The sequence below is a fragment of the Candidatus Eisenbacteria bacterium genome, assembly GCA_016930695.1.
Classification (GTDB): Bacteria; Orphanbacterota; Orphanbacteria; order Orphanbacterales; family Orphanbacteraceae; genus JAFGGD01.
This window is the reverse complement of the sequence record JAFGGD010000004.1, coordinates 21491-46326: the sequence shown is the minus strand read 5'-3', so window position 1 is coordinate 46326 and position 24836 is coordinate 21491. Positions and strand designations below refer to the sequence as shown.

Genomic DNA, 24836 nt, shown 5'->3' with positions numbered 1-24836 from the left:
GCGAGAAGAGGGAGGATGCGGAAGCATCCGGACCGTGCCCCGAAGGGAGACCGGTGGGGGAAGAGAATGAATCGATACCGATTCCAAGCGCCCCGGACTCCGAGAAGGATTACCCGTCCGTCCTCTTTCCCACACCGTGCCCCGAAGGGAGAGCCGGGGGCGGAAGAGGGAATCCGATTTCGATTTCGATTTCGATCGCGCTTCGAGTACGGGGACGTGTGAGGGAGTGTTTGAGCAAAGCCCGCCCTCCCCCGGCCCGCCCCGATTGCAGAGACTCTCCTCATTCGCGTCCCCGCGGGGCGGGAGAGAATCCGTCGCGAGGCGGCGGAACGTGAGGCGAGAGGTGGATTCGGACGAGCCCCTTCCCGGAATCGTAGCCCGAGCTACGATGAGGAAAGGGGCGATGGAGAATTCGCCTCGCAGCCCGCGGACCGGCGCCGCAGCAGGATTCTCTCCCGCCCCGCGGGGACTAAAACTCGGCGCTCTTGGGCGCGCGGGGGAAGGGGATCACGTCGCGGATGTTGGCGAGGCCGGTGGCGTAGTTGATCGTCCTCTCGAAACCGAGGCCGAAACCGGCGTGGGGAACGGTGCCGTAGCGGCGGAGGTCGCGGTACCACCAGTAAGGCTCCAGGGGAAGGCCCATCTCCTCGATCCGCCGGTCGAGGACGTCCAGCCTCTCCTCGCGCTGGCTCCCGCCGATGATCTCGCCGATGCCGGGGGCGAGCACGTCCATGGCGGCGACGGTTTTCCCGTCGTCGTTCTGGCGCATATAAAACGCCTTGATCTCCTTCGGGTAGTTCATCACCACCACCGGGCGCCCCACGAACTCCTCCGTCAGATAACGCTCGTGCTCCGACTGCAGGTCCGCCCCCCATCCGACCGGAAACTCGAAGCTCTTCCCCGACTTTTCCAGCGCCTTCACCGCGTCGCCGTACTCCATCCTCTCGAAGTCCGACGCCACCAGCTTCTCCAGGCGCGCCACGCAGCCCGGCAGAACGCGCTGGTCGAAGAAGGCCATGTCGTCGGGGCGCTCGTCGAGCAACGCACGGAAAACGTGCTTCAACATCTCCTCGGCGAGTTCCGCCGCATCGGAAAGATCGGCGAACGCTATTTCCGGCTCGATCATCCAGAACTCGGCGAGATGCCGGCTCGTGTTGGAGTTTTCCGCGCGGAACGTGGGCGAGAAGGTGTACACCTTGGTGAGCGCCTGGCAGTAGCTCTCGACGTTCAGCTGTCCCGAGACGGTCAGATAGGCCGGCCGGCCGAAGAAGTCCTCGGCGAAATCGATCTCCCCTTCCGGCGTGCGCGGCGGGTTCAACAGATCGAGCGTGGAGACGCGAAAAAGCTCCCCCGCTCCCTCGGCGTCGCTGGTGGTGATGATCGGCGTGTGAACCCAGACGAAACCCCGCTCGTCGAAGAAGCGGTGGATCGCCATCGCCATGCTGTGCCGCACGCGCGCCACCGCGCCGAAGGTATTGGTGCGCGGCCGGAGATGCGCCACCGTCCGCAGATACTCGAAGCTGTGCCGCTTCGGCGTGATCGGGTAGGTGTCGGGGTCGTCCACCCAGCCGACCACCGTGATCCGCGAAGCCCGAAGCTCCACGGTCTGTCCCTTCCCGCTCGACTCGACCAGTTCCCCCTCCGCCTCGACGGCGCAGCCGCTGGTGAGCCGCAGGATTTCGCTTTCGTAGTTGGGCAGGTCGGCGGGCGCCACCACCTGGATCGGCGCGAAGCAGGAGCCGTCGCTCACGTGCAGAAAGCTGAAGCCCGCCTTCGAGTCGCGGCGCGTGCGCACCCAGCCGCGCACGATCCCGCGCTCCCCGGCCGCCACGCCCCCGGCGAGAAGACCCGCGATGGACCAGACCGTCATGATTCTCCCCGATCCGGCGCGGCCGCGCCGACCCCGGCGCGGCCGCCCGATGTGATACAGCGAAAGCAAAAAGAGCGAGGCGCGCCCCCGCGTCTACTCGTCGACTTCGATCACCTTGGTGCCGGCGAACTTATCCCCCCAGCGCCGCCCCTCCTCGTCGGAGAGGACGAGCACCACCTCGAGGATCATCACCACGAGGGAAAGGATCGGCGCGAGGATCCACCCCAGAACCGGGATGATCATGAGCACCAGGGGAATCGCGAAGATGAAGTTCCGCTTCACCGAGACGCTCACGTCCACTTCGCCGCCGTCCACGCGGACCGGGCGCAGCTTCATCAGTTTCTTGCCGAGAGAACGCTTGTCCATGAAGTCGAAGTTGAGGCCGTCACGGGTGAGCATGTACGCCGCTCCGATCAGGCCGCCGATGACCGGAACCAGGCCGATCAATCCCGACAAGATCCCGTCGATCAGGATCGCGACGAAACGCTTGCCCAGGTCCGCCTTGGCCGTGGCGCGGTGCGCCGGTCCTTCCGGCTTCGGCTCCGGCCGGGCCTCTTGGTTTTTGGTCTCTTCCATTCGCTCCCATCCTCCCTCGGTCGGGGGTTTCGGGGGGGAAACGCCACGGGACCGGACGGGCGACCGAGACCGGCCCGGGACCCCGCGTTCCTCCGGATACTCCTCATCCAGGTTAAAGGATCGGATCGTGGGAACGCAAGGACGGACCGCGCCTCAAAGGAGCGCCGCGAGGGCCGCTTCGTAATCCGGTTCCTTGGAGATGTCCGGGACGAGCTGGGCGTGGACCACCTTACCCTCCCGGTCCAGGACGAACACCGACCGCGCCAGAAGCCCCGTGAACGGCCCGCCGGTGATCCGGAGCCCGTAAGCCCGTCCGAAAGCGCCTTCGCGGAAATCGGAGAGGGTGATCACGTTCTCCAGTCCCTCGGCGGCGCAGAAACGGGCCGCCGCGAAGGGGAGATCCATGGAGATGCAGAGCACCACCGTGTCGCGGCGCTTGGCCGCCTCCTCGTTGAAGCGGCGGACCGACGCGGCGCAGGTCGACGTGTCGAGGCTGAGGAAGACGTTCAGCACCACCTGCTTCCCCTTCGCCTCGGCGAGGGACATCTCCGACAGATCCCCCTTCACGAGGGTGAAATCGGGGGCTTTCGTCCCCGGCGCCGGGAGCGCGCCGACCGTCTCGACAGGGTCTCCCCGGAAAGTCGTCTTCGCCATCTTTTTACTCCTTTCCCGAACGGGGCTTGGCGCCCTCGTACATTTCATAACGGACCACCCGCCCGTCGAGGCCGCCGCTCGTGAGAGGGCGCTTCCAGGAGGGCCGGAGGCCGATCGAGCGGATCCACTGCCGCTCTCCGAAATATAGGGTGGCGTCGGAACCGGCGCACCGCTGCTTGAGGAAATCGCCGACGTCGCGCCAAAAACGGTTCATGTCTTGGTCCGGCACGGAGCGAATCCCGTAGGGAGGGTTGCTGACGATGGCTCCCCCTTCGACGCGGGAGATTTCCTGGAAGCGGCGGCGCTCGATGCGCACCCGGTCGCCGCCGGGGAGGCGGGCGAGGTTGGCGCGGGCGGCGCGCACCGCCAGAGGATCGGCGTCGCTCCCCGCGACGAACCCGGCCGGCAACGGGCGGAAACGGCGGTCCTCCTCGCTCCGCACTCTCTCCCAGACGGCGCGGTCGAAGTCGGGGAGGCGCTCGAAGCCGAAGCGTGTCCGGAGCTTCCCCGCCGGGATTCGGCACCCCCGCATCCACGCCTCGGCGAGTATGGTGCCGCTGCCGCACATCGGGTCGAGGAGGGGGCGGTCGCCGTTCCATCCGGCCATCTCCAGAACCGCCGCGGCGGTGGTCTCCCGCATGGGCGCTTCTCCTCCTTCGAGACGATAACCGCGGCGGTGAAGCGATCCGCCGGACGCGTCGGCGTGGATCGTCGCGTGGTCCGCGTGGATGTGGACATGAACGAGAAGGCTCGGGTTCTCCCGGTCCACGTTCGGGCGGCGGCCGAAACGCCCCCGCATCGCGTCGGCGACGGCGTCCTTCACCCGGAGCGCGGCGAAGCCGGAATGGCGGATCCGGCTGTTGGCGACGCCGGCGCGCACCGCGAAGGTGTCGTCCGGCCCGAGCAGAGACGCCCAGTCCAAGGAGAGGGCGGTCTTGTAGAGGTAGTTCGGGCTGTGACAGTCGAAACCGATGAGCGGCGCGAGAACGCGCGTCGCCAGACGCGAAGCGTACACGATCCGGTAGAGCGCCGCCCGGTCCGCTCGAAAAGCGACGCCCCGGAAGACGGTCCGCGCCGTCTCCCCGCCGAGCCGTTCGATCTCGGCGGCGACCAGCTCCTCCGTCCCCTCGCCGGCCTGGGCGAAATAGGCGTCATCTTGCTGATAGGTGAACATCGTTTCTCCGGTGCCGGTGATAGAAAACGGGGACCGCCTCCCCGTGCGCACCGCCCATTGTAGTGGGGGGGCTCTCCACAAACAAGCGGATCCGGTTATAAGAACTGAGGTTACACGGTAACCCGAGGGCGTTTATCGACAGGAAAAGAGTGGATCCGGTTGTCCGTCTTCACACAAGCGAGATTCGAAGTCCCTTCGATATTCTGAATCCGCGGTACGAATCACAAGCATCCGCCCTCAACCGCCGGTAATCGCCTTCCAGAGGAAGGGAAGCGACTCATCCATCCGATAATTCACGTCGGAATGGTTGTCGTCGAACTCTTCGTAGCGGTGCGGGATCCCGGCGCGCTTCAGTTCCCGGACGAAGACGCGGTTTCCGTAGTGCAGGCGGTACTGATCCCGGGAGCCGCAATCGATGTAGAGCCCGGCGAGGCGGCGCAGGTTCTCCTGGCGCTCCGGCTTCCGGACCATCGTGATCGGATCGTGCTCCAGCCAGCGGGCCCAGCGCTCCTCGTCCATCTCGCAGGTCTCCGGGTCGACGGGGAGCCGCGCGCCGAAGGGCGCCTCCGGATCGGGATCGTAGGTGGCGGCCATGGCGAGCGCCATCAGCGCGGTCAGATCCCCGCCGTCGACCTTGCGCGCCTTCTTCATGTGGTTCACGAAGGCGATCGTGTCGTGGCCGAAGGCGGCGAGCCGGTCGAGCGCAGCCGGAAACTCCACGCGGTAAACCAGGTCGAAAGCCATGTCGCCGCTGTGGCAGGCGACGGCGTTCCACGCGTCGGCGTGCTTCATGGCGTGGACGACGGCGCCGTAGCCGCCGCTCGACTTGCCGAAGAGCGCGCGGTGCTCCCGCCCGCGCCGGATCCGGAACTCCCTCTCCAGCGCGGGGATCATCTCCTCGACGAGGAAGACCTCCCAGAGCCCCATCGCGACGGAGTCGATGTACTGATTCCCGCCGAGAGATGTGAAGCAGTCCGGGAAGGCGAACACCGCCGGGCCCATCTTCCCTTCCGCGACGAGACGGTCGGCGCGCTGCGGTAGGCTCTCTCCGAAGAGGGTCCATGCGAGGTGCTTCGGCCCGCTCCCGGTATAGCCGGCCAGGTCGACGAAGAGCGGATATTCCTCCTTCGAGTCACCGTACCCTTCGGGGAGGTAAACCCAGACGCTCCGTTCCGCCGGGTCGCCGAGAAGGTTCCCAAGGAGCGCTTTCGAGCCGACGGTGATCCGCGCGATCTCCCCGCGAGGCGCCTGAAAATTGTGAACCGGCATGACGCTCCTCCTCCCGTCGCGGGTTCTCTTCGTCAGTCCTCCGGCGACCAGGGTCGTTGAAACCAGAAGTGATCGACCGGGCCGCGGCCGCCGCCGATGTCCGGGCCGCCGCGGATCGCGCCGGTGACGTACGCCTTGGCGCGGCGGGCCGCGGCGGGAACATCGTCCCCCAGGGCGAGGCGCGCGGCGAGGGCCGACGCGAACGTGCATCCGGTGCCGTGGGTGCCGCGCGTGCGAATCCGGGGCGCGGAAAGAGCGACCGTCTCCGTCCCGTCGGAGAGGAAATCCGTCGACTCCTCCTCCTCCTCCAGGTCCCCCCCTTTGAGGACCGCCCATCCCCGCGCCAGCCGCGCGATCTCGGCGGCGGCGGCGCGCAGATCCTCCGCGCCGCGAAGGTCGCGCCCGATCAGCGCCGACGCCTCGAAACGGTTGGGCGTCACCACCGTCGCGAGCGGAACGAGACGGTCCCGGAGCGCCGGGAGCGCATCGCCGCGCATCAGCTCGGCCCGGGTGGTGGAGACCATCACCGGATCGACGACGAGCGGCCGCGGACCCGCACGCTCCAACTCTTCCGCCACGCAGTCGATGATCGCCTCCGTGGGGAGCATCCCCGTCTTCACCGCCGCCACGTCGAAATCGTCGAAGAGGGCGCGGATTTGAGCGCGCACGCTCTCCACGGGCGCCTCGTGGACGTGGGTCACCCCCCGCGTGTTCTGGGCGGTAAGGCTCGTGATCGCCGACAGCCCGTAGACGCCGAGGGCGGCGAACGTCTTCAGGTCCGCCTGAATCCCCGCGCCGGCGCCCGAATCGGAGCCGGCGATGGTCATCACCTGGCGCATGGCGCCTCCCTTCTCTCGCGCCCATGACTATAGGGGAACCGCCTCCGCCGGCCAACCCCGCCCTTGCGGAGGGGCGGGCCGTGCGGATACACTGAGCGGCGCGCGGCCTACGCCGGGCCGCCGCGAACCCGCGGGGGAAAATCGTGGCCGGAGAGATGCGCTGGGAAAGGCTGCTCTCGTCGGAGCGGCTCGGCACGCGGTCCGGGCCCGCGCCGGACGAGGCGCGCAACGAGTTCCAGCGCGACTTCGACCGGATCGTCTTCTCCCCCGCCTTCCGCCGCCTCCACGACAAGACCCAGGTCTTTCCGATGCCGGAGAACGACCACGTGCACTCGCGGCTCACCCACAGCCTGGAGGTGAGCTGCGTCGGCCGCGGGCTCGCGACGCGCGTCGGCCGCGAGTTGGTCCGGCGACGCGGCCTCGACGACGACGACGACGCCCGCGACATCGGAGACATCGTCGCCGCCGCCTGCCTCGCTCACGACATCGGCAATCCCCCCTTCGGCCACTCCGGCGAACACGCCTTCCGCTCCTGGTTCCGGGAGCGGCGGGACATGCTCGCGCCCCGGATGACGCCGGAGGAGTGGGCGGACCTGGAGGGCTTCGAGGGAAACGCCCAGGGCTTTCGCGTGATCACCCGCCTGCAGATGGCGCGGGGACGGGGCGGGATGCGCCTCACCCACGCCACGCTCGGCGCCTACATGAAATATCCGCGCGCATCGATCATCGCCGTCGACCCGGGGAAGCGGCGGAGCGGCAAGAAGCACGGTTTCCACAGGAGCGAGAGGGATCTCTTCGCCGAAACGGCGGAGGTGCTCGGCCTCCCGCCGGTGGAAGGCGCCGGTGATTGGTGGCGCCGCCACCCCCTCGTCTTCCTGACCGAGGCGGCGGACGATATCTGCTACCAGATCCTCGATCTGGAGGACGGATACCGGCTCGGCAAGGTCGCCTTCGACGAGGCGCGGGATCTCCTCGCGGCGATCGTGCCGGAGAAGAGCCGCCACGGCGTCGAGACGGCCGAGGAGCGCCGCGCCTTCATCGGCTACCTGCGCGCCCGCGCCGTGGACGCCCTGATCCGCGAGACGGCGGACCTCTTCCTCGAAAAAGAGGAGGAGATCCTCGCCGGCGCGTTCGACGGGGCGCTGGTCGACGCGATCCCCTCCAAGGAGAAGGTGGACGCCATCACCCGCCTCGTGCTCCACACCTGCTACCAGGCGCCGGAAGTGCTGGAGACGGAGATCGCCGGTTTCCGAGTGATCGCCGCCCTGCTCGATCGTTTCGTCGAGGCGACCCTCGAACCGTCCCGGCCCGGCGCGGGGAAGATCCGCATCCTGATGCCCGATCTGTTCCGGGAAGCGGAGGGGGACGACGACTACCGCCGCATCCTCCGCATCACCGATTTCGTCTCCGGTATGACCGACGGCTACGCCGTTTCCGTCTTCCGCCGGCTCCAGGGGATCGTTCTGCCGCGCTGACCGGCACGGCGGACGGCTTGCCGACCCGGTCCGACCCGACTATGATGGAAGAGAGGGGCGCCCGCCCCTCCGAAAGGGTCAGCCATGAAAAGCCGCGAACGCCTGTTCCGACGATCCCTTCTCCTTCTCGGTTCCGTTCTCCTGCTTCTCCGGTGGCACGCCGGCGCGGCCCCCCCTCCGGAAGAACCGTCGGCCGAGGGCGATACCGCCGCCGTCCGGGCGGAGGCGGCCGGCCCGGTCCTCTGGGCGACCTACCAGGGGGTGATCGGCACCATCTCCGCCAGCTATCTCGAAGACGCCGTGGCCGAGGCGAACCGAACGGACGCGGCCTGTCTCGTCATCGAGCTGGACACGCCGGGCGGGCTGGACACGTCGATGCGGGTGATCGTGAAGAAGATTCTCGCCAGCGAGGTTCCGGTGATCCTTTATGTGTCGCCCAGCGGCTCCCGGGCCACGTCGGCGGGCGTCTTCATCGCCCAGGCCTGCCACGTCATCGCCATGGCGCCCGGGACGAACACGGGCGCCGCGCATCCGGTCAACCTCGCCGGGGGCTCCGATTCGACGATGACGGAGAAGGCGACCAACGACGCGGTCGCCTACATCCGGAGCATCGCCGAGGAGAAAGGGCGGAACGCGGACTGGGCGGAGGATGCGGTCCGGAAGAGCGTTTCCGTCGCCGCCCACGAAGCGGTGGAGATCGGCGTGGCGGACCTGATCGCCGAGAGCCGCGGGGAGCTCTTGGAGAAGCTGGAAGGGCGCGTCGTGACGACCGCCGGCGGCGAGAAGACGCTGCGCACCGAAGGGGCGGAAACGCGCGAGTTCCCGATGAGCAAGCGCTACCGCCTCCTCAACATTCTGAACGATCCGAACGCCGCCTATCTGCTCCTCCTGCTCGGGTTCTACGGCCTCTTCTTCGAACTCTCCTCGCCGGGCTCGATCTACCCGGGCGTGATCGGCGCGATCAGCCTGGTGCTCGGGCTTTACGCGCTCCAGAGCTTCTCCATCAATTACGCGGGGCTGTTGCTTATGGTTCTCGGGGTCGTTTTCTTCATCGCCGAACTGTTGACGCCCACCTACGGCATACTCTCCGCGGGGGGAGTGGCGTCGCTCACCATCGGTTCCTTGCTTCTCTTCCGCAGCCCGGAACCGTTTTTCCGGGTCTCCCTCGCGGTGATCCTGCCGGCGGTGGCTTTCTCCGCCGCCTTCTTCCTCTTCGCCGTCGCCATGGCGTTGCGCACGGCGCGGCGCAGGCCGGCGGTGGGCCGGCGGGCGCTCGTCGGCGCCGTCGGCGAGGCGCGCACGACGATCGCCCCGACGGGAAAGGTCTACCTGGACGGCGCTCACTGGACCGCCGAATCGGACGAACCGATCGAGGCGGGGGAACGGGTGCTGGTCGAAGAAGTACACGGCATGACGCTCCGGGTCCGCAAAGCCGGCCCGGATCGCAAGGAGGGTTGAAATGATCGCGCCTCCCCTGTTTATTCTGTTCGTGCTGATCGTGATCGTTCTCGCAAGCGCTCTGCGCGTGCTACGCGAATACGAGCGGGGCGTGATCTTCCGGCTCGGCCGCCTGGTCGGCGCGAAGGGGCCCGGGCTCATCTTCCTCATCCCCGTCATCGACCGAATGGTGAAGGTCTCTCTCCGGGTGCTCGCCATGGATGTCCCTCCCCAGGACGTAATCACCCGCGACAACGTGACGGTTAAGGTGAACGCGGTGCTCTATTTCAAGGTGTTGGACGCGGAAAAGGCGGTGGTGGCGGTGGAGAAGTTCCTCTACGCCACGAGCCAGATGGCGCAGACCACACTCCGGAGCGTGCTGGGCGAGCACGACCTGGACGACCTGCTCGCCAACCGGGAGAAGATCAACCAGCAGCTGCAATCGATCATCGACGAACGGACCGATCCTTGGGGCGTGAAGGTAACGGCGGTGGAGGTGAAGGACGTGGACCTGCCCCAGGAGATGCAGCGCGCCATCGCCCGCCAGGCCGAGGCGGAGCGCGAGCGCCGCGCCAAGGTGATCCACGCCGACGGCGAGTTTCAGGCGGCGGGGAGGCTGACCGAGGCGGCACAAAAAATGGCCGTGGAACCGGTGGCGATCCAGCTCCGCTACCTGCAGACGCTGACGGAGGTGTCGGCGGAGAAGAACTCCACCATCATCTTCCCCCTCCCGCTGGAGATGATCGAAGGGCTCTTCCGGAAACTGGGGGGACACCGCAAGGGCGAGGTCGAGCCGCCCGCGGTTTCTTAGCGCGGATAAACCGGCGGCCGCGCGCCGCGATCGCGAAAAAAAAGAGAAGCCCGGGGCGCGCGCTCCGGGCTTCTTTCATGAATCGTCGCGTCGCGGGCGATCAGGCGGTTCGCGCCGATTGCCGCGCGTACGCCTCCTCCATGCCGCGCAGCGTCTCCTCGGCGAGGGAGACGACCTCCGGCGAGAGGTCGATCTCTTCCCCCTTCTTCACCGATCGGGCGTGTACGTCCGACACGATCCGGTCTCCCGGATAGGCGGCGCCTGCGAAATCATAGATCCGGCGCAACCAAGCCGCCGGCTCCACGACCAGATCCTCGTAACGGATCATCCGTATCCGCGGGTCCGCGTCGAAACGACGCTCCAGAAAGACCCGGTTCCGGGCGCACCAGAAGAGAACCGCCGCGTCGTAAGGCTTCATCTCCTCCGAGTAGAACCGGCGGATCAGGGCGCGTGTCTCCTTCGAAACGCCGTCGTTTCTCCAGTTCGCCGGATCGTTGCCCGCGATGGGGCGGAGGTCCCGAACGCCGTTGTCGATCCCGAATTTTTTCAGGTTCGACGCGGCCACGTCCCGGTAATGGCGGAAGGCCCAGAGCGCCCTCGCGCCGGGAACGCCGTCGAGAAGCTCCGGCGTGTTCTGGCTCTCCACGATCGGCTTCAAAACCACGAGCCGGACACGGTCCGACTCGATCCGCCGGCGCACGCGCTCGATGGGGTCGAGGCGGAGCCCCTCCTCTTTGTCCCCCGCGGAGAGGGGGCTGTACTCGCCGTACACCCGCGACCGGGGATCGCGCTCGAAGAGCTGGCTCAGCATGGTCGTTCCCGACCGCTGGCATCCCATCACGAAGAGAACGCTCTCCGGCGGGCGCCGGGTGAAGGGGGACCGCCTCCGGATTGCCTTCCGGAGGCGGAACCACTTCCAGGAGAGCCCGCTCCACTCCGCCGAGACGGCGTGATCGGGGCGGCTCGATTGCGTCATGCCATTTCCCCTTCGGGCCGGGCGCGCCGGGCCTACTCTCCGCCCACGGAGACGAGCGCGATCCGCGCCGCCCGCGCGTCCAGGACCCGCGCGAGGAAGCCGCGAAAAGCGACGTAATCCTCCGGGCGGACCGGTTCGCCGCTCCAGAGGAGACGGGCGTTCATCGTGAGCCGGCTCCCTTCGATCGTGCGGGAGAGGCCCGCTTCCGCGCCGTTCCACTTCGCGTCTAAAGGATCGACGTCGAGAACGCTCCTGTCCCCGGGGATCTCGAAAACCCAGAGCGCCCGCGCATCGACGGGCCCCGCGGGAAAGAGGACGGCGTCACAGGCGCCGTGAGAACGCTCCATCCCGGGCGGCGTGAGGCCGGAGAGATCCGCCGCGAAAAGGGGCGGCTCGATCACGATCCGACCCCGGTCGTCCGGCTCCGGCGGGGAGGCTTCGATCTTCGCGGAGAACCGGATACGGTCCTCGCCCGACTCGTGCACGCGCAGGTCCTCGACGGAGGCGCCCTCGCACCAATCGGCGACCCACGCCCCGGCGAGTTCCTCCGGTTTCTCCGGACCGAGGGCGGCCAGCATCGGGCCGCTCATCACGACCTCCGCGCTCCCCTCGCCCGAGACGAGGTTCCAGAAGACGCGCACGTCGATCCGGTCCCCGCGGACCGGCGCGGTTTCGCGGCGGACCCGGGAGCCGTCGGAGGCGAAATAGGGGATCCCGCCGTCCATCGGCGGCAGGGAGGACACGGCGCCGCCCATCGGGTCGACCCACCAGAGGACTCCCCCGTCGTCGGTCACGCGAAGGAGCGGGTCGCCGAGCGCGTTCAGCGCGGGCGCGGCGACGGAAAGGGCGGCCCAACGGGCGGGAAGGATCAGCTCCGTCTTCCAGCCGCGGGTATCACAGCAGGCGAGCAGCAGCGCCGCCCGCTCCGCGGGCGTGGCGTAGGCACGGTCGAGCACGGCGCCGACCGTCCGGGGAGAGGCGAGAAATTCCCAAGGCCGATAGTGGATCGTCTCGGTCCGCTCTTTCGCCATCGACGTCCAAGACTCCAGCGTCTCCCGAACGCCGAGGGAAGGCCGCTCCTCCTCGATCTCCATGAGCGCCGCCCGGAGCGCCTCGTCCGCCTTCGCCGCGCGCCGCACCGCTCCGTCGAAATTCTCCACCGCCTCCTGCCAGTCCTTCGCCGAAGAGAGAGCGATCCAGGGAATCTGGTCGCCGAGCCGGCGGCCGGAGTCGTGGGGCCTCGCCGGAAGATCCTTCATGGTCCAAATGGTTCGCCCGCCCCGCAGCTCCGCCTCGGGCAGCGTGAACAGGCGGTCCGGAGGGTTCACCGTCTCGGCGGTGAGCCCGCCGCCCACGGAAACCGTCCCTTCCAGAATCGGGAACTCGCTCTGGGGAAAGAGAAGCATGTGGAAGGGGAGCGCGGCCGGCTCGAGATCGCGGATCGTGTAGTCCAGGAGAATGACCGCCTCCCGCACGAGCCCCACCCGGGTCACCACCATCTCGCGGATGTCCAGGTGGTCGACGGCGAGGGCGAGTTCGTCGGGCGTCACCTCGTTGGTGCCGCTGTAGCCGTTTTCCTCCGGAGTGGGCGTGTCCACCACGCCGCCGCCGGGAAGGTAGGTGCGGCTCGCGTGAACGATCATCTCCTGCCGCCCGTCGTCCCAGGGAATACGCGGATCGCCCAGGTGTTCGACGGCCCATTCCGTGTACATCTTGGTCAACCGCTGGACGCGGACCTCCGCCCTGCCGTCCCGCCAATCGACCCAAACCCCCTCGAAAAGGATCAGCCCGTCTTCGCCCGGGCGGGCGGCCTCGGCGGGGGCCGCGCCGACGATGGACCGGATCGCCTCCTCGCCGAGCGGTCCGTCCACGCCGCGATGCGCCGTCTGGCCCGCCGCCGGAAGAACCGCGACGAACAGGGCCAGAAGCGCCGTCCACAACAATACCTTGCTCTTGGTCATCGCTTCGTCCTCCCTATCGCGTCGCGAACAGGTCCGCTTCGGTCTTCTCCCGAAGCTCGCGGATGGTTTCGATCACGTCCGGATAACCGTCGACGGTGACGAACCGGTTCTTCAATTCGTATTCGGCGTTCAAAACGAGGCGGCTCCCCTCGGCGTTCCAGTCGAGCCGCGCCGCGGCGAGCGTTCCGTCCTTGTCGAGCCCCTCCGGCGCCTCCGCTTCGTATCCGCCGGGAAGGCGAACGGTCTCGTCGATCGTGACTTTCTGCGGACCGTAGAGGAAAACGCCGGTCGTTCGCTCGTCGCTCTCGGGCACGTTGTGGAGCCGGGAGATCCGCTCGTTGCGGGTGATGAAGAGGAGCGCCGGCGAATGGAAGGCGAGGTCGTCGCCGAGCCGGTCGGCATAACCGGGCACCCGATAGGTGAGGCGCATGACGCTGTCGATGGTGAAGTCGCGGTGGTCGGTGATGTCCACGTCGATCAGCTCCACCCGCGGATCGATGGCGCCGAGCCACCCTTCGAGAAAGGCGCGGCGGCCGTGCTTCGGTTGATCCCCCACGGCGCTCCGGATCCGTCCGTCCGAGATCCCCTTCCCCTCGAAGCGGAGCGTCCCCTCCAGCGCGCCGTCGGGGAGGATTCGGGCGTCGCTCCGAATCGCGAAGAGGTTGTCCTCCGGCTTGAAGGCGGGGATCATCATCAGCTCCTCCCCCTTCTCGCTGCCGATCACGTAGTGCTGCTCCCCTTCCCAGCGGCTCCAGAGCGGGTTGTTCCAGGGCGCCCAGGTCGGATCGAGCATCAGATAGCTTCCATCCTCCTTTTGCAGCGCCACCACGCAGTGGTTGAACTGGTCCGCCGGGATCGCCTCCACGCGGGCGCCGGCCATGGTCATGGCGGCGAAGGTGGGATAACCGGCGGCGCGGAGCATGGTGACCAGCATGCCGGCGATGTCCTTGCACACGCCCGCGCGGTCCCGGAAACTCATGATGCCGGGGTGGATGGTGTACCCCTCCCCCTCGCCCATGTTGAGGCCGCTGTAACGGATGTTCTGGGCGACCCAATGCAGGAGGGCGGCGATCCTCTCGTCGTCGGACTTCATGCCGGCGGTGATCTCGTCCACCTTCTCCTTGATCTCCGGCGTCCAGGCGAAGATCTCCCGGTCCTCGTTGACCTTGTAGAACCAGCGGCTTTTCTCCGGCCAGTCGGAGACGGTCGCCATCACCACCTTGGGAACGTAGTCGGACAAATCGGGGGCGCGGCGCTCCTCCGGGGCGGCCGGCGCGTCGTGGATCCAGAAGTGGTAGATGAAGCTCTCCTCGCCGAAGGTGAGGCTGCTCATAACCGCCTCGTTGTAGATCGAGTACTGGAGCGGTTTGTCCCGGGGGACGTGGACCGTGTACTGTTTCTCCAGCATCGGGTCCGCGTCGCGGAAGAGAACCACGTCGTAGAAGTGGCCCCGCATCGGCGGGATGTACTTCTCGTCTTCGCCGCCGGCGTCGAGATAGGCGATCTGAAAACCCTTCTTATAAGTGATCGTCTCCACGCCGTCCCCCGGCTCGAGCGCGGGGAGCGGGAGGACCAGCATCCGACCGCCCCAGAAGATGAGATGGGCCGGCGCCTCGGAATCGAGGACCGTCGTCAGGTCCACGTCCTCGTGCCCCCCCTCCTTCCGGTGAATCCGCACGGCGCGGAACTCGGTCAGGTTGGTGGCCGGATCGTAGTCGAATCGGACGGCGCGTAGTCCGCGCGCGCCCTCCCAATCGAGCACCTTGAGGAAGCGGTGCTGGAAAACGTGGGAGAGGCCGCTCTCCTCCACCTCCACCTCGGTGCGGTCGAAGAGGAGCAGGCGAGCCGCGCCTTCGTAGGCGTCGTCGTCCGTCCCTTCGAGAAGCGCCGTCGCCGCCCCCGGTTCGAGGAGATCGGGCCCGGCGATCACGGCGGGCGCCGCCGGGGCGAGAACGAGGATCAACAGCAAGAGAGCGGGCAATCGCATCCGAACCTCCTTGGGTGATCGGGGGGATTCTCCCGGATGGAACAACAGGGTTGATTGGAATCGCTGCATGGAAAGCCTATTGTCCAGGAGAAGCCGGAAAAAATCAACGATGCACGAGTTTGCGCGGACTCCGGTGCCGGTGCCGGGAATCGGAACGAGGACACCGGAAGGAGAGCCGCTGAAACCCGGATGATCCTGCTGCGTACTGAATTATGTTGGCCGGTAACGAGATTCGACGCCGAAAGCAGAGGAGGTTTCACGGAATGAAGCGTACCCCCATCGCCCTCTCCCTCACGGCTCTGCTCCTCGCCGCCGCCGCGGCGCCCGTCACCGCGGCATCCCTCGACCTGGGGGCGGCCCGGACGGGGATTTCTTTTGGTAACTCTAAAAAATGGAACGGGTTGCGGTTCAACCTCGTGGACGAGAGAGTGCGGAGCGTGCGGGGGGTGAATGTCACGCTTTGGATCCCCGAGGAAAATAACCGTTTCCATATGGATGGGATCGCGGCCGGTCTGGCGGCCCCCTGCTTCGGACGGATGAGGGGGATCGCCGTCGGCGGAGGCGGTCTGGCGGGCGGCGACATCTACGGGATCGGCATCGGCGGGATCGGTTGCGCGACGGAGAAAGTGAATGGAGTGCTGATCGGCGGTCTGGGGTGCGCCACGCAGGACGCGACCGGGATCATCGCCGGGGGGATCGGTTGCGCGGCCGAGGACGTAAACGGGATCCTCTTCGGCACCGTCGGCGCCGCGGCTCAGGATCTGGACGGAATCGCCTTCGGCGGCGTGGGGATCGCGGCGGAGGACGTCCGGGGGATCCTGATCGGCGGAATCGGTGCGGCGGCTCAGTCGGTGCGCGGGTTCGCCTGCGGATCGATCGGCCTGGCCAAGGAGGATTTCACCGGGATCGGAATCGGCGGAGTGGGGATGGCGGGCGAGAGGATGGCCGGTCTCTTCGTCGGCGGGATCGGCGTCGGCGCCGAGAGCGTGCGGGGGATCGTGATCGGCGGCGTGGGCGTCGGCGCGCAGGACATCCATGGGCTGGCGCTCGGCGGGATCGGCCTCGGCGCGGAGAGAATACGGGGAATCGCGATCGGCGGCGCGGGGGTCGGCGCGAAGCGTTTCCGCGGGTTCGGCGCCGGACTGGCCGGCGTGGGAGGCGGGAGTCTGCGGGGCGCCTTCGTCGGCTCCTTCATCGCCGCGGAGAGGGTGCGGGGCGCCGCGATCGGCGGCCTCTACACGCACACCAAGAGTTCCTTCCGCGGTTTCGCCACAGGCGCGGTGACGCGAATGGAGGGAACCAGCCGGGGCCTCACCATCGGCGTCGTCAACATCGCCGCCGTTCTCGACGGCGTTCAGATCGGCGCGATCAATTACGCGGGGAACAACGAGGGGTGGCGGAAGGTGCTCCCTCTGGTGAACTGGCACTGAGAGAATGCGGGGGGAGGGAAACGACGAAAACGCCCGGACCGAGCGGTCCGGGCGGAGGTTTGTTTCGCGATCGGGGGGGCGGCTTTCAGGGCTTCGTGCGCCCCAGCTCCCTCTTGGCGTCTTCGAGGAAAATGGCGAGATCGGCCAGGGAATCGTCGGAAAGGACGATGCGGCCTTCCTGATCCAGATCCACTTTGGTGATTCCCGGATTGTCCCGTTCGAGACGTTCCATGACCGTCGCCTGCTTCCGCACGGTGTGTAGGAGATCGCGGCTCGTGGCGAGCAAATCCTTCTGCTCCAGGGCGGAGCGGATGACGGCGGCGAGTTCCCGGGAGTCGATCGGCTTGGTGCAGAGACGGAAAACCTCCCCTTTATTAATCGCTTGAAGGGCCACATCCAGGTTCGCGTTGCCGGTCAGGAGGATCCGGATGACGTCCGGGTAGCGCGTCCGCACCAGATCGAGGAGCATCGTCCCCTTCAGCCCGGGCATCTCTTGGTCGGTCACCAGCACGTCGATTTCGTGCTCGTCCAGGACTCCCAGGGCCGCGGCGCCGTCTTTCGCCAACAGAACCCGGAAGGGTTCCTCCCGCATGCTCCTGCGGAGTCCCTTCAGGAGATGGGGATCGTCGTCCACGAACAAAACGGTATGTGCCATATCAAACGCCTCCGGTCAAAGACGATGAGAGCTGTTTTCCGGACGCCTCGCCGCCGGCTTCGTCGGTCGTTTTGAGAATTGTGCGGATCGGCTCCCGGATCCCGATGCGGTTGTGGAAGCTGTATATCCGCTTGAGCACGCTCTCGGTCACCTCCTGCCCCTTCACGATGAGCAACGTACCGGTTTGCGCGCGGACGTCCTCGTCGATCACCATGCCGGGCGTCAGCTCCTGCACGCGGAGTTCGCGTACATCCTGTTCCTTCTCCGGGCGGCCGTGGATGTCGCAGAAGAGGCCGAGCAGCTCGGGATCGTAGGCGCCCTCCCGCCCCCGCAGGGTGTCCAACGCCGCCGGAACGGAGAGCCGTTTGCGGGCGAGAAGGTCGTCGAAATCGGTCACGATCTTCAGGATGCGCGCACCGGTCGGAATTTCCTTGCCCTTCACACGGCTATGAGGGATGTCGCTCCCGTCAAAACGGCTCGTCTGATAGGCCAGGATCTCGCGCACCGGTTCGAGGCGGGGGATGTTGGCGAGCATCTGATCGGTCACGGAGAAGAGCTGCCCGACCTGTTCCAGATCTTCGGCGTCGAGATCCTCATAGTGGTAAAGCTTCTTCACCAGCTCGGGGTGAAGCGTGAAGCATCCGAGCTGGGAGAGCATGGGAGCGATCTCGATCGCCCAGCTGTCCTCCAGGTCGAGCGCTCCGATGAAGTCGACGATGTACTTGCGGAAACGCACCGCTTTACCGAACGCCTCGGGGTGCACCAGGGAGAGGATGTCGGTGAGGAGCTTGATGCTCCCGCGGAGCGTGTGTTGGAGAAGTTCCCTCTCCGCCACGATGAGGCGATACTGACGGACTCCCTCGTCCAACGCGCGGGCCAATATCTCGTGCTCGCAGGGCTTGCTCAGGAAACGAAAGATCTGGGTCTGGTTGATCGCCGAGATGGTGCTCTTCAGATCCGCCTGTCCGGTGAGCAGGATGCGGACCGTGTCCGGGTGTGCCTGGCGGACTTTTTCCAAAAACTGGATGCCGTTCATGTTGGGCATCCGCATGTCCGACACCACCACGGCGAAGGGACCCTTCTCGCCGAGGATACGAAGCCCCTCCTCGCCGCCCGTCGCTGTATGCACCGAGAACCGGAGTTGGAGAAGCCGCGAGAGGGCTTTCAACACCTGTTCCTCGTCGTCGACGCACAGAATCGGCGGTTTACTCCAATTCACGGCGCACCCCCCCCTCCCGCGAATTCACTGCCTGCGTTCTTCTCCACGCCCGGCGTGCGGGCATTCCTTCGGTCGACATCACTCCTTCGCTCCCGTGTACTCTTCCGCGCGATCCTTTCGGCTGTTCACTCGTTCGTTAGCCCGATAGACGGCGGTGGTGACGTCGAGCCCTTCCGCCATGGGGGCCGGCGGATTGTGATGGTAGGTAACCGCCTCGACGATCGTGTAGGGTAAAAACCAGAGTCCTAAAATGTATCCGCCCACGTCGGCGTGGGTGACCTGCCAGATCTCCCTCTCCGTTTCGACGCAGGAGCTTTGGCCCGATTCCGCGCGGCGCAACACCTCCTGATACTGATCGGGGTGCTCCGTCAGCAGAACGAGCTTGCCCACGTCGTGCAGCATCCCCGCGAGAAACGCGTCGTCCCGCTCCCGCTGCGTTCCCATCATCTCCGCCGCCTCGCTCCCCACCTCCATCCCGTGGTTCTGGAATTCCTCGAGCGAGAACTCGGCGGGGATCTTGCCCTCGAAGGCCCGGAAGGCCTCGGCGGACAGGAAGAGGCTCTTCAACACGGTGATCCCGATGTAGGAGACGGCCTGATTGATTTTGGTGATCCTCTGCTTGGGCGCATAGAACGCCGTGTTCACCAAATGAAGAATATTGGCGACCATCCCCACGTCCCGCTCGATGATTTTCACGACCTCGTCCAGCGCCGCGTCGGGATCGCTCAGTAGGCGAACGAGTTCGTGATAGGTGGTGGACAGGTTGGGCAAGCCGCCGATCTTTCCGATCCTCTGTTTCAGCTCTTCGTTGTTCAGCCGGTCGTGCATGTCACAGGCGCGCTGCACCAGCCGGATGATCGTCTCGCTGTCGCACGGTTTGGCGATATAGTTGTGGGCGATGGGAACCAAACGCATCGCCGTCTCCAGCTCGGTGTGGCCCGAGAGGACGATGCGGACCGTCTCCGGATAAAGCGATCGCACCTTCTCGAGCAATTCGGCGCCGGTCATCCCCGGCATCCGCATGTCCGAAACGATCACGTCGTGGGGTCGTCCTTCCAGAATCTCAAGCGCCTCCCGGCCGCCACCGGCGAAGGTGAGATCCCAGACGCACCCGGAGGCCATCAGCATCCTCCGAAGGGCGGAGAGAATGTGCGGATCGTCGTCGACGAAGAGCACCGATTTCTCCATGTCCGTCTCCTGCCCCTATACGATGGGGGATTCCGTCGTTTTCTTCTCGCGGATGGGCAACCGCACGATGAATGTGGTTCCGACCCCCGGCTCGCTCTCGCATCGGATGACGCCGTCGTGCTTGTCCACGATGACGCTTCGCGCGATCGCCAGGCCCTGACCGGTTCCCTTCCCCACTTCCTTGGTCGTGAAAAACGGCTCGAAGATCCTCCCCAGGATCTCCGGAGGAACGCCGCCGCCCGTATCGCCGATCCGTATCTCCACCCAATCGCCGTCCCGTCTCGCTTTGACGCGGATCATTCCCTTTTCGTCGGTACTCCCCTCGATTTTCGAGGCGATGGCGTCCGCAGCGTTCACGATCAGGTTCAGGATCACCTGATTGAACTCGCCGGGATTGCAAGGCACTTCATCAAGCCCCTCGCCCACATCGATTTCCAGATCGGCTACGTACTTCCAACGGTTTCTCGCCACCGTCGCCGTCGTCCGGACGGCGTGCTCGATATCGGTAGGCACTTTCTGCTTTTGGCCGGGGTGGGAGAACTCCTTCATGGCCTGCACGATCTCGCTGATACGGCGGATGCCGTCCCGGGAGTGATTCAACGCCTCCGGGATCTCTTCCCGGTAAAACGCTATGTCGAAATTTTTCAGGGAGCGGCGGTTTTTCTCCAAATCTTCCGGCGACCAGTCCGGCCCCTCCAACCGCCGTACCAGATCGGCGTAGTCCTCCAGATGGTCCAGCATCGCCTTGACGACTTGGGAGAGAAAGATGATGTTGTCGCTCAGAAACTGGGTGGGCGTGTTGATCTCGTGAGCGATCCCCGCCGCGAGTTGGCCGATGCTCTCCAGACGCCGCGCCTGCTCCAGCTCGGACTCCATGCTTTTCCGGTCCGCGATGTCGATGAAAACCTCGAGCAGGTACTCCTTGCCGCCGATCCGGACCGGAGCGACGCTTTTCAGCACCGGGAAAGCATTCCCCTCCAGGGGGTAAAACCACATCTCTTTGTTGCTGAAATATTTTCCCTGATCATAAACGGGACAACAGCCCTTCTCGGCATGGCAACACCATTTCGAGCAAGATCTGCCGATTATCTCTTCGCGCCGGAGTTCTCCCGCCATCTCCATGCCGACCAGATTGATCCATTGAATCTTCCGTGTCTCGTCGATCAGGATCACGCCGAAGGGAAGCGTGTCCAGAATCATGTTCAGCTCGTCGCGTGCTCGCTCCACCGTGGCGACCCGGTTCATCCGTTCGGTCACATCGGCGCCGGAAACGACGAAACCCGTCCGGGCGCCTTCCCGATCACGTACGGCGGTGATGATCCAGTCCACCATGCGCTCACCGGCGCCGGGGAGCGCGGAAGTGCACTCAAATCGTTCATCCCCATCCGACGCGTATTCGCCCGATCCGCCCCGGCTATTCGCCCACTCCCGGAACTCCGGCGAGTCGATGACGTCGAACAGGGGCTTGGAGAGCACCTCCTGTTTCTCTTTTCCGAGAGCTTCCAACAGTCCCGAACCGACCAGCACGATATTGTTCGACCGATTGGTGACGATGAGAAACCCGCCGGTGTTGCGCACGAGACCGCGAAGCCGGCGGGACTCGACCTGTAGCGCGCTGAGCGCCCTCTCCGTTCCGCGGCTCAGGCTCTCCGCCTCGTCCATTGTCGTAAAAACGTCCAGGATCGACGCCGTTCCTTCCAGTTCCTCCAGTTCGAAATGGCGGAGGTCATCCCGGCCGCGAACGAGGGGACGGCCGAGAAAAAGGCGCCCTCGCTCCGATGGGACCCAGAACCCGGCGAGCGGTACGTCCCCGCCGTCGGCGATGAGCGCAGCCTCCACGGAACGATCCGGATCTCCGGCGAAAAACGCCGCCCAGCCTCCCGTCGCCGGACCGCGCAACAGATCGTCGATCCGGCGCCCGGCGGGGCGAGTGACCCGGCTGAGGACGGCGGCGGAAACGTCGAGAACGATCCCGTTTCCGTCCGCCTCAACCGCGAATGGAAACTCCAGCCGCTCGGGCCGGACCGTCACACGGAACGCGCCGGACTCGGTTGTCTCACGAGGCTCACTTCGAACCTGCATTCGTTTTCTCCGATGTCGCCGTTCGTTTCGATCTCACGAACGGTGATCGGTCGATCGAAAAGATCGCCTACGCCTTCCAGTAAACCTTGGAAGAGGGCGAAGAGGCGGCGTTCGGATCGATAGCGCACGACCATACGATCCTCCCCCCTTTCCAGAACTTCGATGGAGGGAGGCTTGGCGTTCGGGATGCAGCTCACCACTTTGCGATGGATTAGACCCACCCGAGCCAGGAAGGAAAAGACGTCGTTTCCGGCGAGGGCGATGTAGGTGGGGTAGACCCGCTTCAACGTGTGCGGAACCAGGAAACGGCCGATGTCCCGTAGCAGGTCTTCTTTGATCCGGCCGGAATCCGCGCTGAGATGATCCAAGAGCCGCGCGGTCCACTCGTCGGGGTAATCCCGGGAAGGGTTGAAGCTGACCTCCCGGATGCCCGTTTCCTCTCTGATCTTCCACCAGGCTTCGTCGCCCCGGGTATGGACGACATACTCCTGGATCGCTTGATTGATGATCCCCTTCAACGCCGGAACCCCCCACGGATTATCGTTGTGGCCGCGAATCCGCCCACAGTTCCCCTTCACCGTTGCGTTAGCGAGGTGCTTTCGATCGAGGAAGTCTCACACGAATTATCGGTAGGATGGAGCAGCGTCTTGATCTTTTCGGGCGAGAAGGCCCGCAACACCCTTTTTATAAACGAGGATCCGGCGGTTTGAGGAGAACGGGCGCGCCGGGGGCCGGGGGGGGCCGGGGTGGGAAAGCCGGGACGCGCGAGGCCGAAAGAAAGGCGCCCGGACCGTGGAAGCCCGGGCGCCGAATCGGGAACGTTCGCGTTGCCGCGGCTATTTGCCCACGTATTTCTTCACCGCGCGGTACTGACTCTCGCCGTCCATACCCGCCTCCTTGAGCACCATCGCCGCCTGGCCGGAGCCGAGGAAGTGCCCCTTCTGGAAGGGGTGGAGCGTCGCGGCGCGGCCCCGGTCGGAGCGGATCCAACGGTACATGGTGGAGAGGGTGAGGCCGGTGATCCCCATCGCCTTTCGGGCGGCTTCCTCGGGGAAGATCCGGTCCTGCTCCTCCTTGGGCAGAAGGTCGAACAGCTCCGCGCTGGAGACATGGTAAACGTCCAGGTCGACGCCGTCCTTCTCGAGAAGGGGAAGCGCTCCCTCGACGAAGGCGTAGGCGGCGCCGCTCCCCTGGAGGACCACCACGCCGTCTCCTTTCCCCTTGGCGGCGCGCAGACGGTAGACGCCCTTTACGGACTCCGACGCGCTCGCCAATCCGAGCGCCTTCCGATCGAGGATGTTCTCGTTCGGACGAGTGACGAATGGGGCGATCACCGCGGGGCGCTTCGCGAGCGCCGCGCTCACCAGGTACCACATCTCCTGCGGGTCCCAAGGAGTGAGGGTGATCATCGTGCCGCGGGGGAAGTTCTCCTGCAACAGCTGAAGCGCCTGCGGGTCCGCGTGCGTCGGGCCGTCCTCGCCGGTCTTGATGCCCGCGTGGGCGCAGATCAGGAAGAGGGTGTGGAAGGGTTTGCCGCTCGCCTCCCGCTTCGCCTGCATGCCGATCGCGTGGAGCCGCGCCGGGATGTGGCCGAGGGGAGCGATGAAGGCGCCGTAGGAGGAGCCGGCGCCGATGTGCCGGCCGTAGGCGCCCAGACCGGACATGATGCCGATCATCGCGTCCTCGCAGATGCCGCCGATGGAGAGCAGGCGCGCCTCCGGGTTTGTCGCGGCGTTGTAGAAGCCTTCGGGGAAACCGCCGGCGACGAGGTTCACGCTCGTGGAGCCGAGCAGGTCCGCCGCGGCGGAGAAGAAGGCGCCGCCGGTGGCGAGGTTGTAATGGTTCAGCACCTTGCCCAGCTCGCCGCGGAGCGTGGCGCTCGATCCTGGCTCGAGGGCGAGCGACGCCGGCCTCTCCATGACCGACGAGGCGGCGAGTTCGTACGCCTTCTCGTTGTCCGGCGCCCCCTTGCGCGGCTTCCGGGCGCGACGGTCGAGTCGCTCCCGTGACGCGACGAGGGCGGCGGCGAGGGCGTCCACCATTTCACCATGGCTCTCCATCGCCTTGCGGATCACCAGAAGAGCGTCCCAGAAACACTCTTCCATGACCGCCGCTCCGTCCGGGCCGTCGCAGCGGTGCTTCCCCGCCGCGCATTTGGGCAGTTCCATCTTCTCGCCGGAGAGGAAGGGCTCCACCGACTCGAAGAAACCGTCGGTGCAGAGCTTGTGGCCGGCGCCGTGGGATGCGCGGCCCTCGATGCCGTAGCGCCAACCTTTGGTTGTGGTGTAAACGATCGCCGTGGGTTGATCGTTCCCCATCTTCAACGCCTTCCGCTGCGCCGCGGCGATCTGCTGGAAGTCGGTGCCGTCCGGGACGGCGATCACGTTCCAGTCGTGGAGGAAGAACAGCTCGGTCGGGTCCCACTGCACGTAATCGCCCGGCTTGTCGCCGGTGCGGCAGACGTGGTTCGAGTCGATGGAGGCCTGGTTCCAGTCCACATGGACGATGGCGTTCCCGATCGAAGCGGTGCCGGAGGCGGCGAGCGTCTCGGCGACGCGGCCCGGCGTCAGGCCCCCTTCGCCCTCGATGACGTGCACCTTGGGCGCCGCGTCCTTGCCGTAGTAGTCGATGGCGCCGTAGGCGAGGCCGAGGGAGGAGGCGACGCCGACGCCGGAGGCGCCGGTGGAAAGGCGCACGAAAGGAGTGGCCGGCGTGGGATGGCCGTCCAGCGCCTTGGAGTGGAACTTCTTGAAGAGGGGGGTGTCGGTGACCGGGTTGCGGCGGAAGCCGAGCAGGTCCTCCAGACGGAGCTGGTTTCGCGCGTCCTTCGGAAGGAGCTGGGGCGCGCCGATGCGGGCGATCTCGTTCCGGAGCGCCCACATGGCATAGAGACCGAGCGCCTTGTGGCCGGCGGCGTAGCTGATCAGGTCCGCATCGGCCCTGTCCGGATCGCTCACGTCGTAATCCATGGTCCGGAAGAGGACGTGCTGCACGAACCGCCCCGAGGAGATCGATCCGCCCGGATGGCCGGACATGGGGACATAGTTGAAGAGAAGCGCGCAGAGCGAGCGATAAATCAGGTCAAAGGTTTCTTGGTGCTTTTGCTCCTCGCTTCCGAGAGGGGCCTTGCCCGTTTGGAGTTCCTTTGTGATGTCGATGTAGACGCCGCGTCTCGGTCCGAGTTCGAATCCCATGGTCGTCTCCTTGTTCCGCGTGCCGTGAAGGCGGGGAAT

19 protein-coding genes are annotated in these 24836 nt (G+C 66.1%); 4 read left to right on the top strand and 15 right to left on the bottom strand.

Annotated features, from left to right (window positions below; translation table 11 throughout):
* Positions 1-469: 469 nt before the first annotated feature.
* The 6 genes from asnS to thiD form a co-directional block, all read right to left on the bottom strand.
* Positions 470-1873, bottom strand: a complete 1404-nt coding sequence (gene asnS / locus JW958_00315; GenBank protein MBN1824672.1) for an asparagine--tRNA ligase — start codon at positions 1871-1873, stop codon at positions 470-472.
* 90 nt (positions 1874-1963) lie between these two features.
* Positions 1964-2446 carry an RDD family protein gene (locus JW958_00310; GenBank protein ID MBN1824671.1) on the bottom strand — a complete coding sequence of 161 codons (483 nt, stop codon included), beginning with the start codon at positions 2444-2446 and terminating at the stop codon, positions 1964-1966.
* A 153-nt stretch (positions 2447-2599) separates the two neighbouring features.
* The gene (gene tpx, locus JW958_00305) at positions 2600-3100 is read right to left on the bottom strand and encodes a thiol peroxidase (GenBank protein MBN1824670.1); all 501 of its coding nucleotides are present in this window, start codon (positions 3098-3100) and stop codon (positions 2600-2602) included.
* A gap of 4 nt (positions 3101-3104) precedes the next feature.
* Positions 3105-4274, bottom strand: a complete 1170-nt coding sequence (locus JW958_00300; GenBank protein MBN1824669.1) for a class I SAM-dependent RNA methyltransferase — start codon at positions 4272-4274, stop codon at positions 3105-3107.
* Positions 4275-4511: 237 nt separating this feature from the next.
* Positions 4512-5543 carry an enterochelin esterase gene (locus JW958_00295; GenBank protein MBN1824668.1) on the bottom strand — a complete coding sequence of 344 codons (1032 nt, stop codon included), beginning with the start codon at positions 5541-5543 and terminating at the stop codon, positions 4512-4514.
* 32 nt (positions 5544-5575) lie between these two features.
* On the bottom strand, positions 5576-6382 hold the full coding sequence (gene thiD, locus JW958_00290) for a bifunctional hydroxymethylpyrimidine kinase/phosphomethylpyrimidine kinase (GenBank protein MBN1824667.1): 807 nt from the start codon (positions 6380-6382) through the stop codon (positions 5576-5578).
* 155 nt (positions 6383-6537) lie between these two features.
* Here thiD and JW958_00285 point away from each other — a divergent pair, with 155 nt between their 5' ends.
* The 3 genes from JW958_00285 (at position 6538) to JW958_00275 (ending at position 10105) form a co-directional block, all read left to right on the top strand.
* Positions 6538-7857, top strand: a complete 1320-nt coding sequence (locus tag JW958_00285; GenBank protein MBN1824666.1) for a deoxyguanosinetriphosphate triphosphohydrolase — start codon at positions 6538-6540, stop codon at positions 7855-7857.
* 84 nt (positions 7858-7941) lie between these two features.
* The gene (locus JW958_00280) at positions 7942-9315 is read left to right on the top strand and encodes a nodulation protein NfeD (GenBank protein ID MBN1824665.1); all 1374 of its coding nucleotides are present in this window, start codon (positions 7942-7944) and stop codon (positions 9313-9315) included.
* 1 nt (position 9316) lies between these two features.
* On the top strand, positions 9317-10105 hold the full coding sequence (locus JW958_00275; GenBank protein ID MBN1824664.1) for a slipin family protein: 789 nt from the start codon (positions 9317-9319) through the stop codon (positions 10103-10105).
* A gap of 100 nt (positions 10106-10205) precedes the next feature.
* On the opposite strand, the gene JW958_00270 is transcribed toward JW958_00275, so the two are convergent.
* The 3 genes from JW958_00270 to JW958_00260 are packed head-to-tail and all read right to left on the bottom strand — an operon-like array spanning position 10206 to position 15029.
* Positions 10206-11081, bottom strand: a complete 876-nt coding sequence (locus tag JW958_00270) for a sulfotransferase (GenBank protein ID MBN1824663.1) — start codon at positions 11079-11081, stop codon at positions 10206-10208.
* 32 nt (positions 11082-11113) lie between these two features.
* Complete coding sequence (locus JW958_00265) at positions 11114-13042, bottom strand: DUF3857 domain-containing protein (protein ID MBN1824662.1); 1929 nt, start codon at positions 13040-13042, stop codon at positions 11114-11116.
* Positions 13043-13055: 13 nt separating this feature from the next.
* Entirely contained in the window at positions 13056-15029 is a 1974-nt protein-coding gene (locus JW958_00260; protein MBN1824661.1) for a DUF3857 and transglutaminase domain-containing protein, read from the bottom strand.
* A gap of 263 nt (positions 15030-15292) precedes the next feature.
* Between JW958_00260 and JW958_00255 the strand changes: the two genes are divergently transcribed.
* On the top strand, positions 15293-16459 hold the full coding sequence (locus JW958_00255; protein MBN1824660.1) for a hypothetical protein: 1167 nt from the start codon (positions 15293-15295) through the stop codon (positions 16457-16459).
* An 85-nt stretch (positions 16460-16544) separates the two neighbouring features.
* Here the strand turns inward: JW958_00255 and JW958_00250 are convergent, their stop codons facing one another.
* From JW958_00250 to JW958_00225, 6 genes are all read right to left on the bottom strand, one after another.
* Complete coding sequence (locus JW958_00250) at positions 16545-17114, bottom strand: response regulator (GenBank protein MBN1824659.1); 570 nt, start codon at positions 17112-17114, stop codon at positions 16545-16547.
* Position 17115: 1 nt separating this feature from the next.
* The gene (locus tag JW958_00245) at positions 17116-18333 is read right to left on the bottom strand and encodes a response regulator (GenBank protein ID MBN1824658.1); all 1218 of its coding nucleotides are present in this window, start codon (positions 18331-18333) and stop codon (positions 17116-17118) included.
* Between the two features lie 78 nt (positions 18334-18411).
* The gene (locus JW958_00240; protein MBN1824657.1) at positions 18412-19521 is read right to left on the bottom strand and encodes an HDOD domain-containing protein; all 1110 of its coding nucleotides are present in this window, start codon (positions 19519-19521) and stop codon (positions 18412-18414) included.
* A 15-nt stretch (positions 19522-19536) separates the two neighbouring features.
* Complete coding sequence (locus tag JW958_00235; protein MBN1824656.1) at positions 19537-21603, bottom strand: PAS domain-containing protein; 2067 nt, start codon at positions 21601-21603, stop codon at positions 19537-19539.
* Positions 21549-22121, bottom strand: coding sequence for a heme NO-binding domain-containing protein (locus JW958_00230; protein MBN1824655.1), 573 nt, complete (start codon positions 22119-22121; stop codon positions 21549-21551). The genes JW958_00235 and JW958_00230 overlap by 55 nt, the downstream gene beginning before the upstream one ends.
* A gap of 318 nt (positions 22122-22439) precedes the next feature.
* Positions 22440-24797 carry a hypothetical protein gene (locus JW958_00225; GenBank protein ID MBN1824654.1) on the bottom strand — a complete coding sequence of 786 codons (2358 nt, stop codon included), beginning with the start codon at positions 24795-24797 and terminating at the stop codon, positions 22440-22442.
* Positions 24798-24836: the final 39 nt, after the last annotated feature.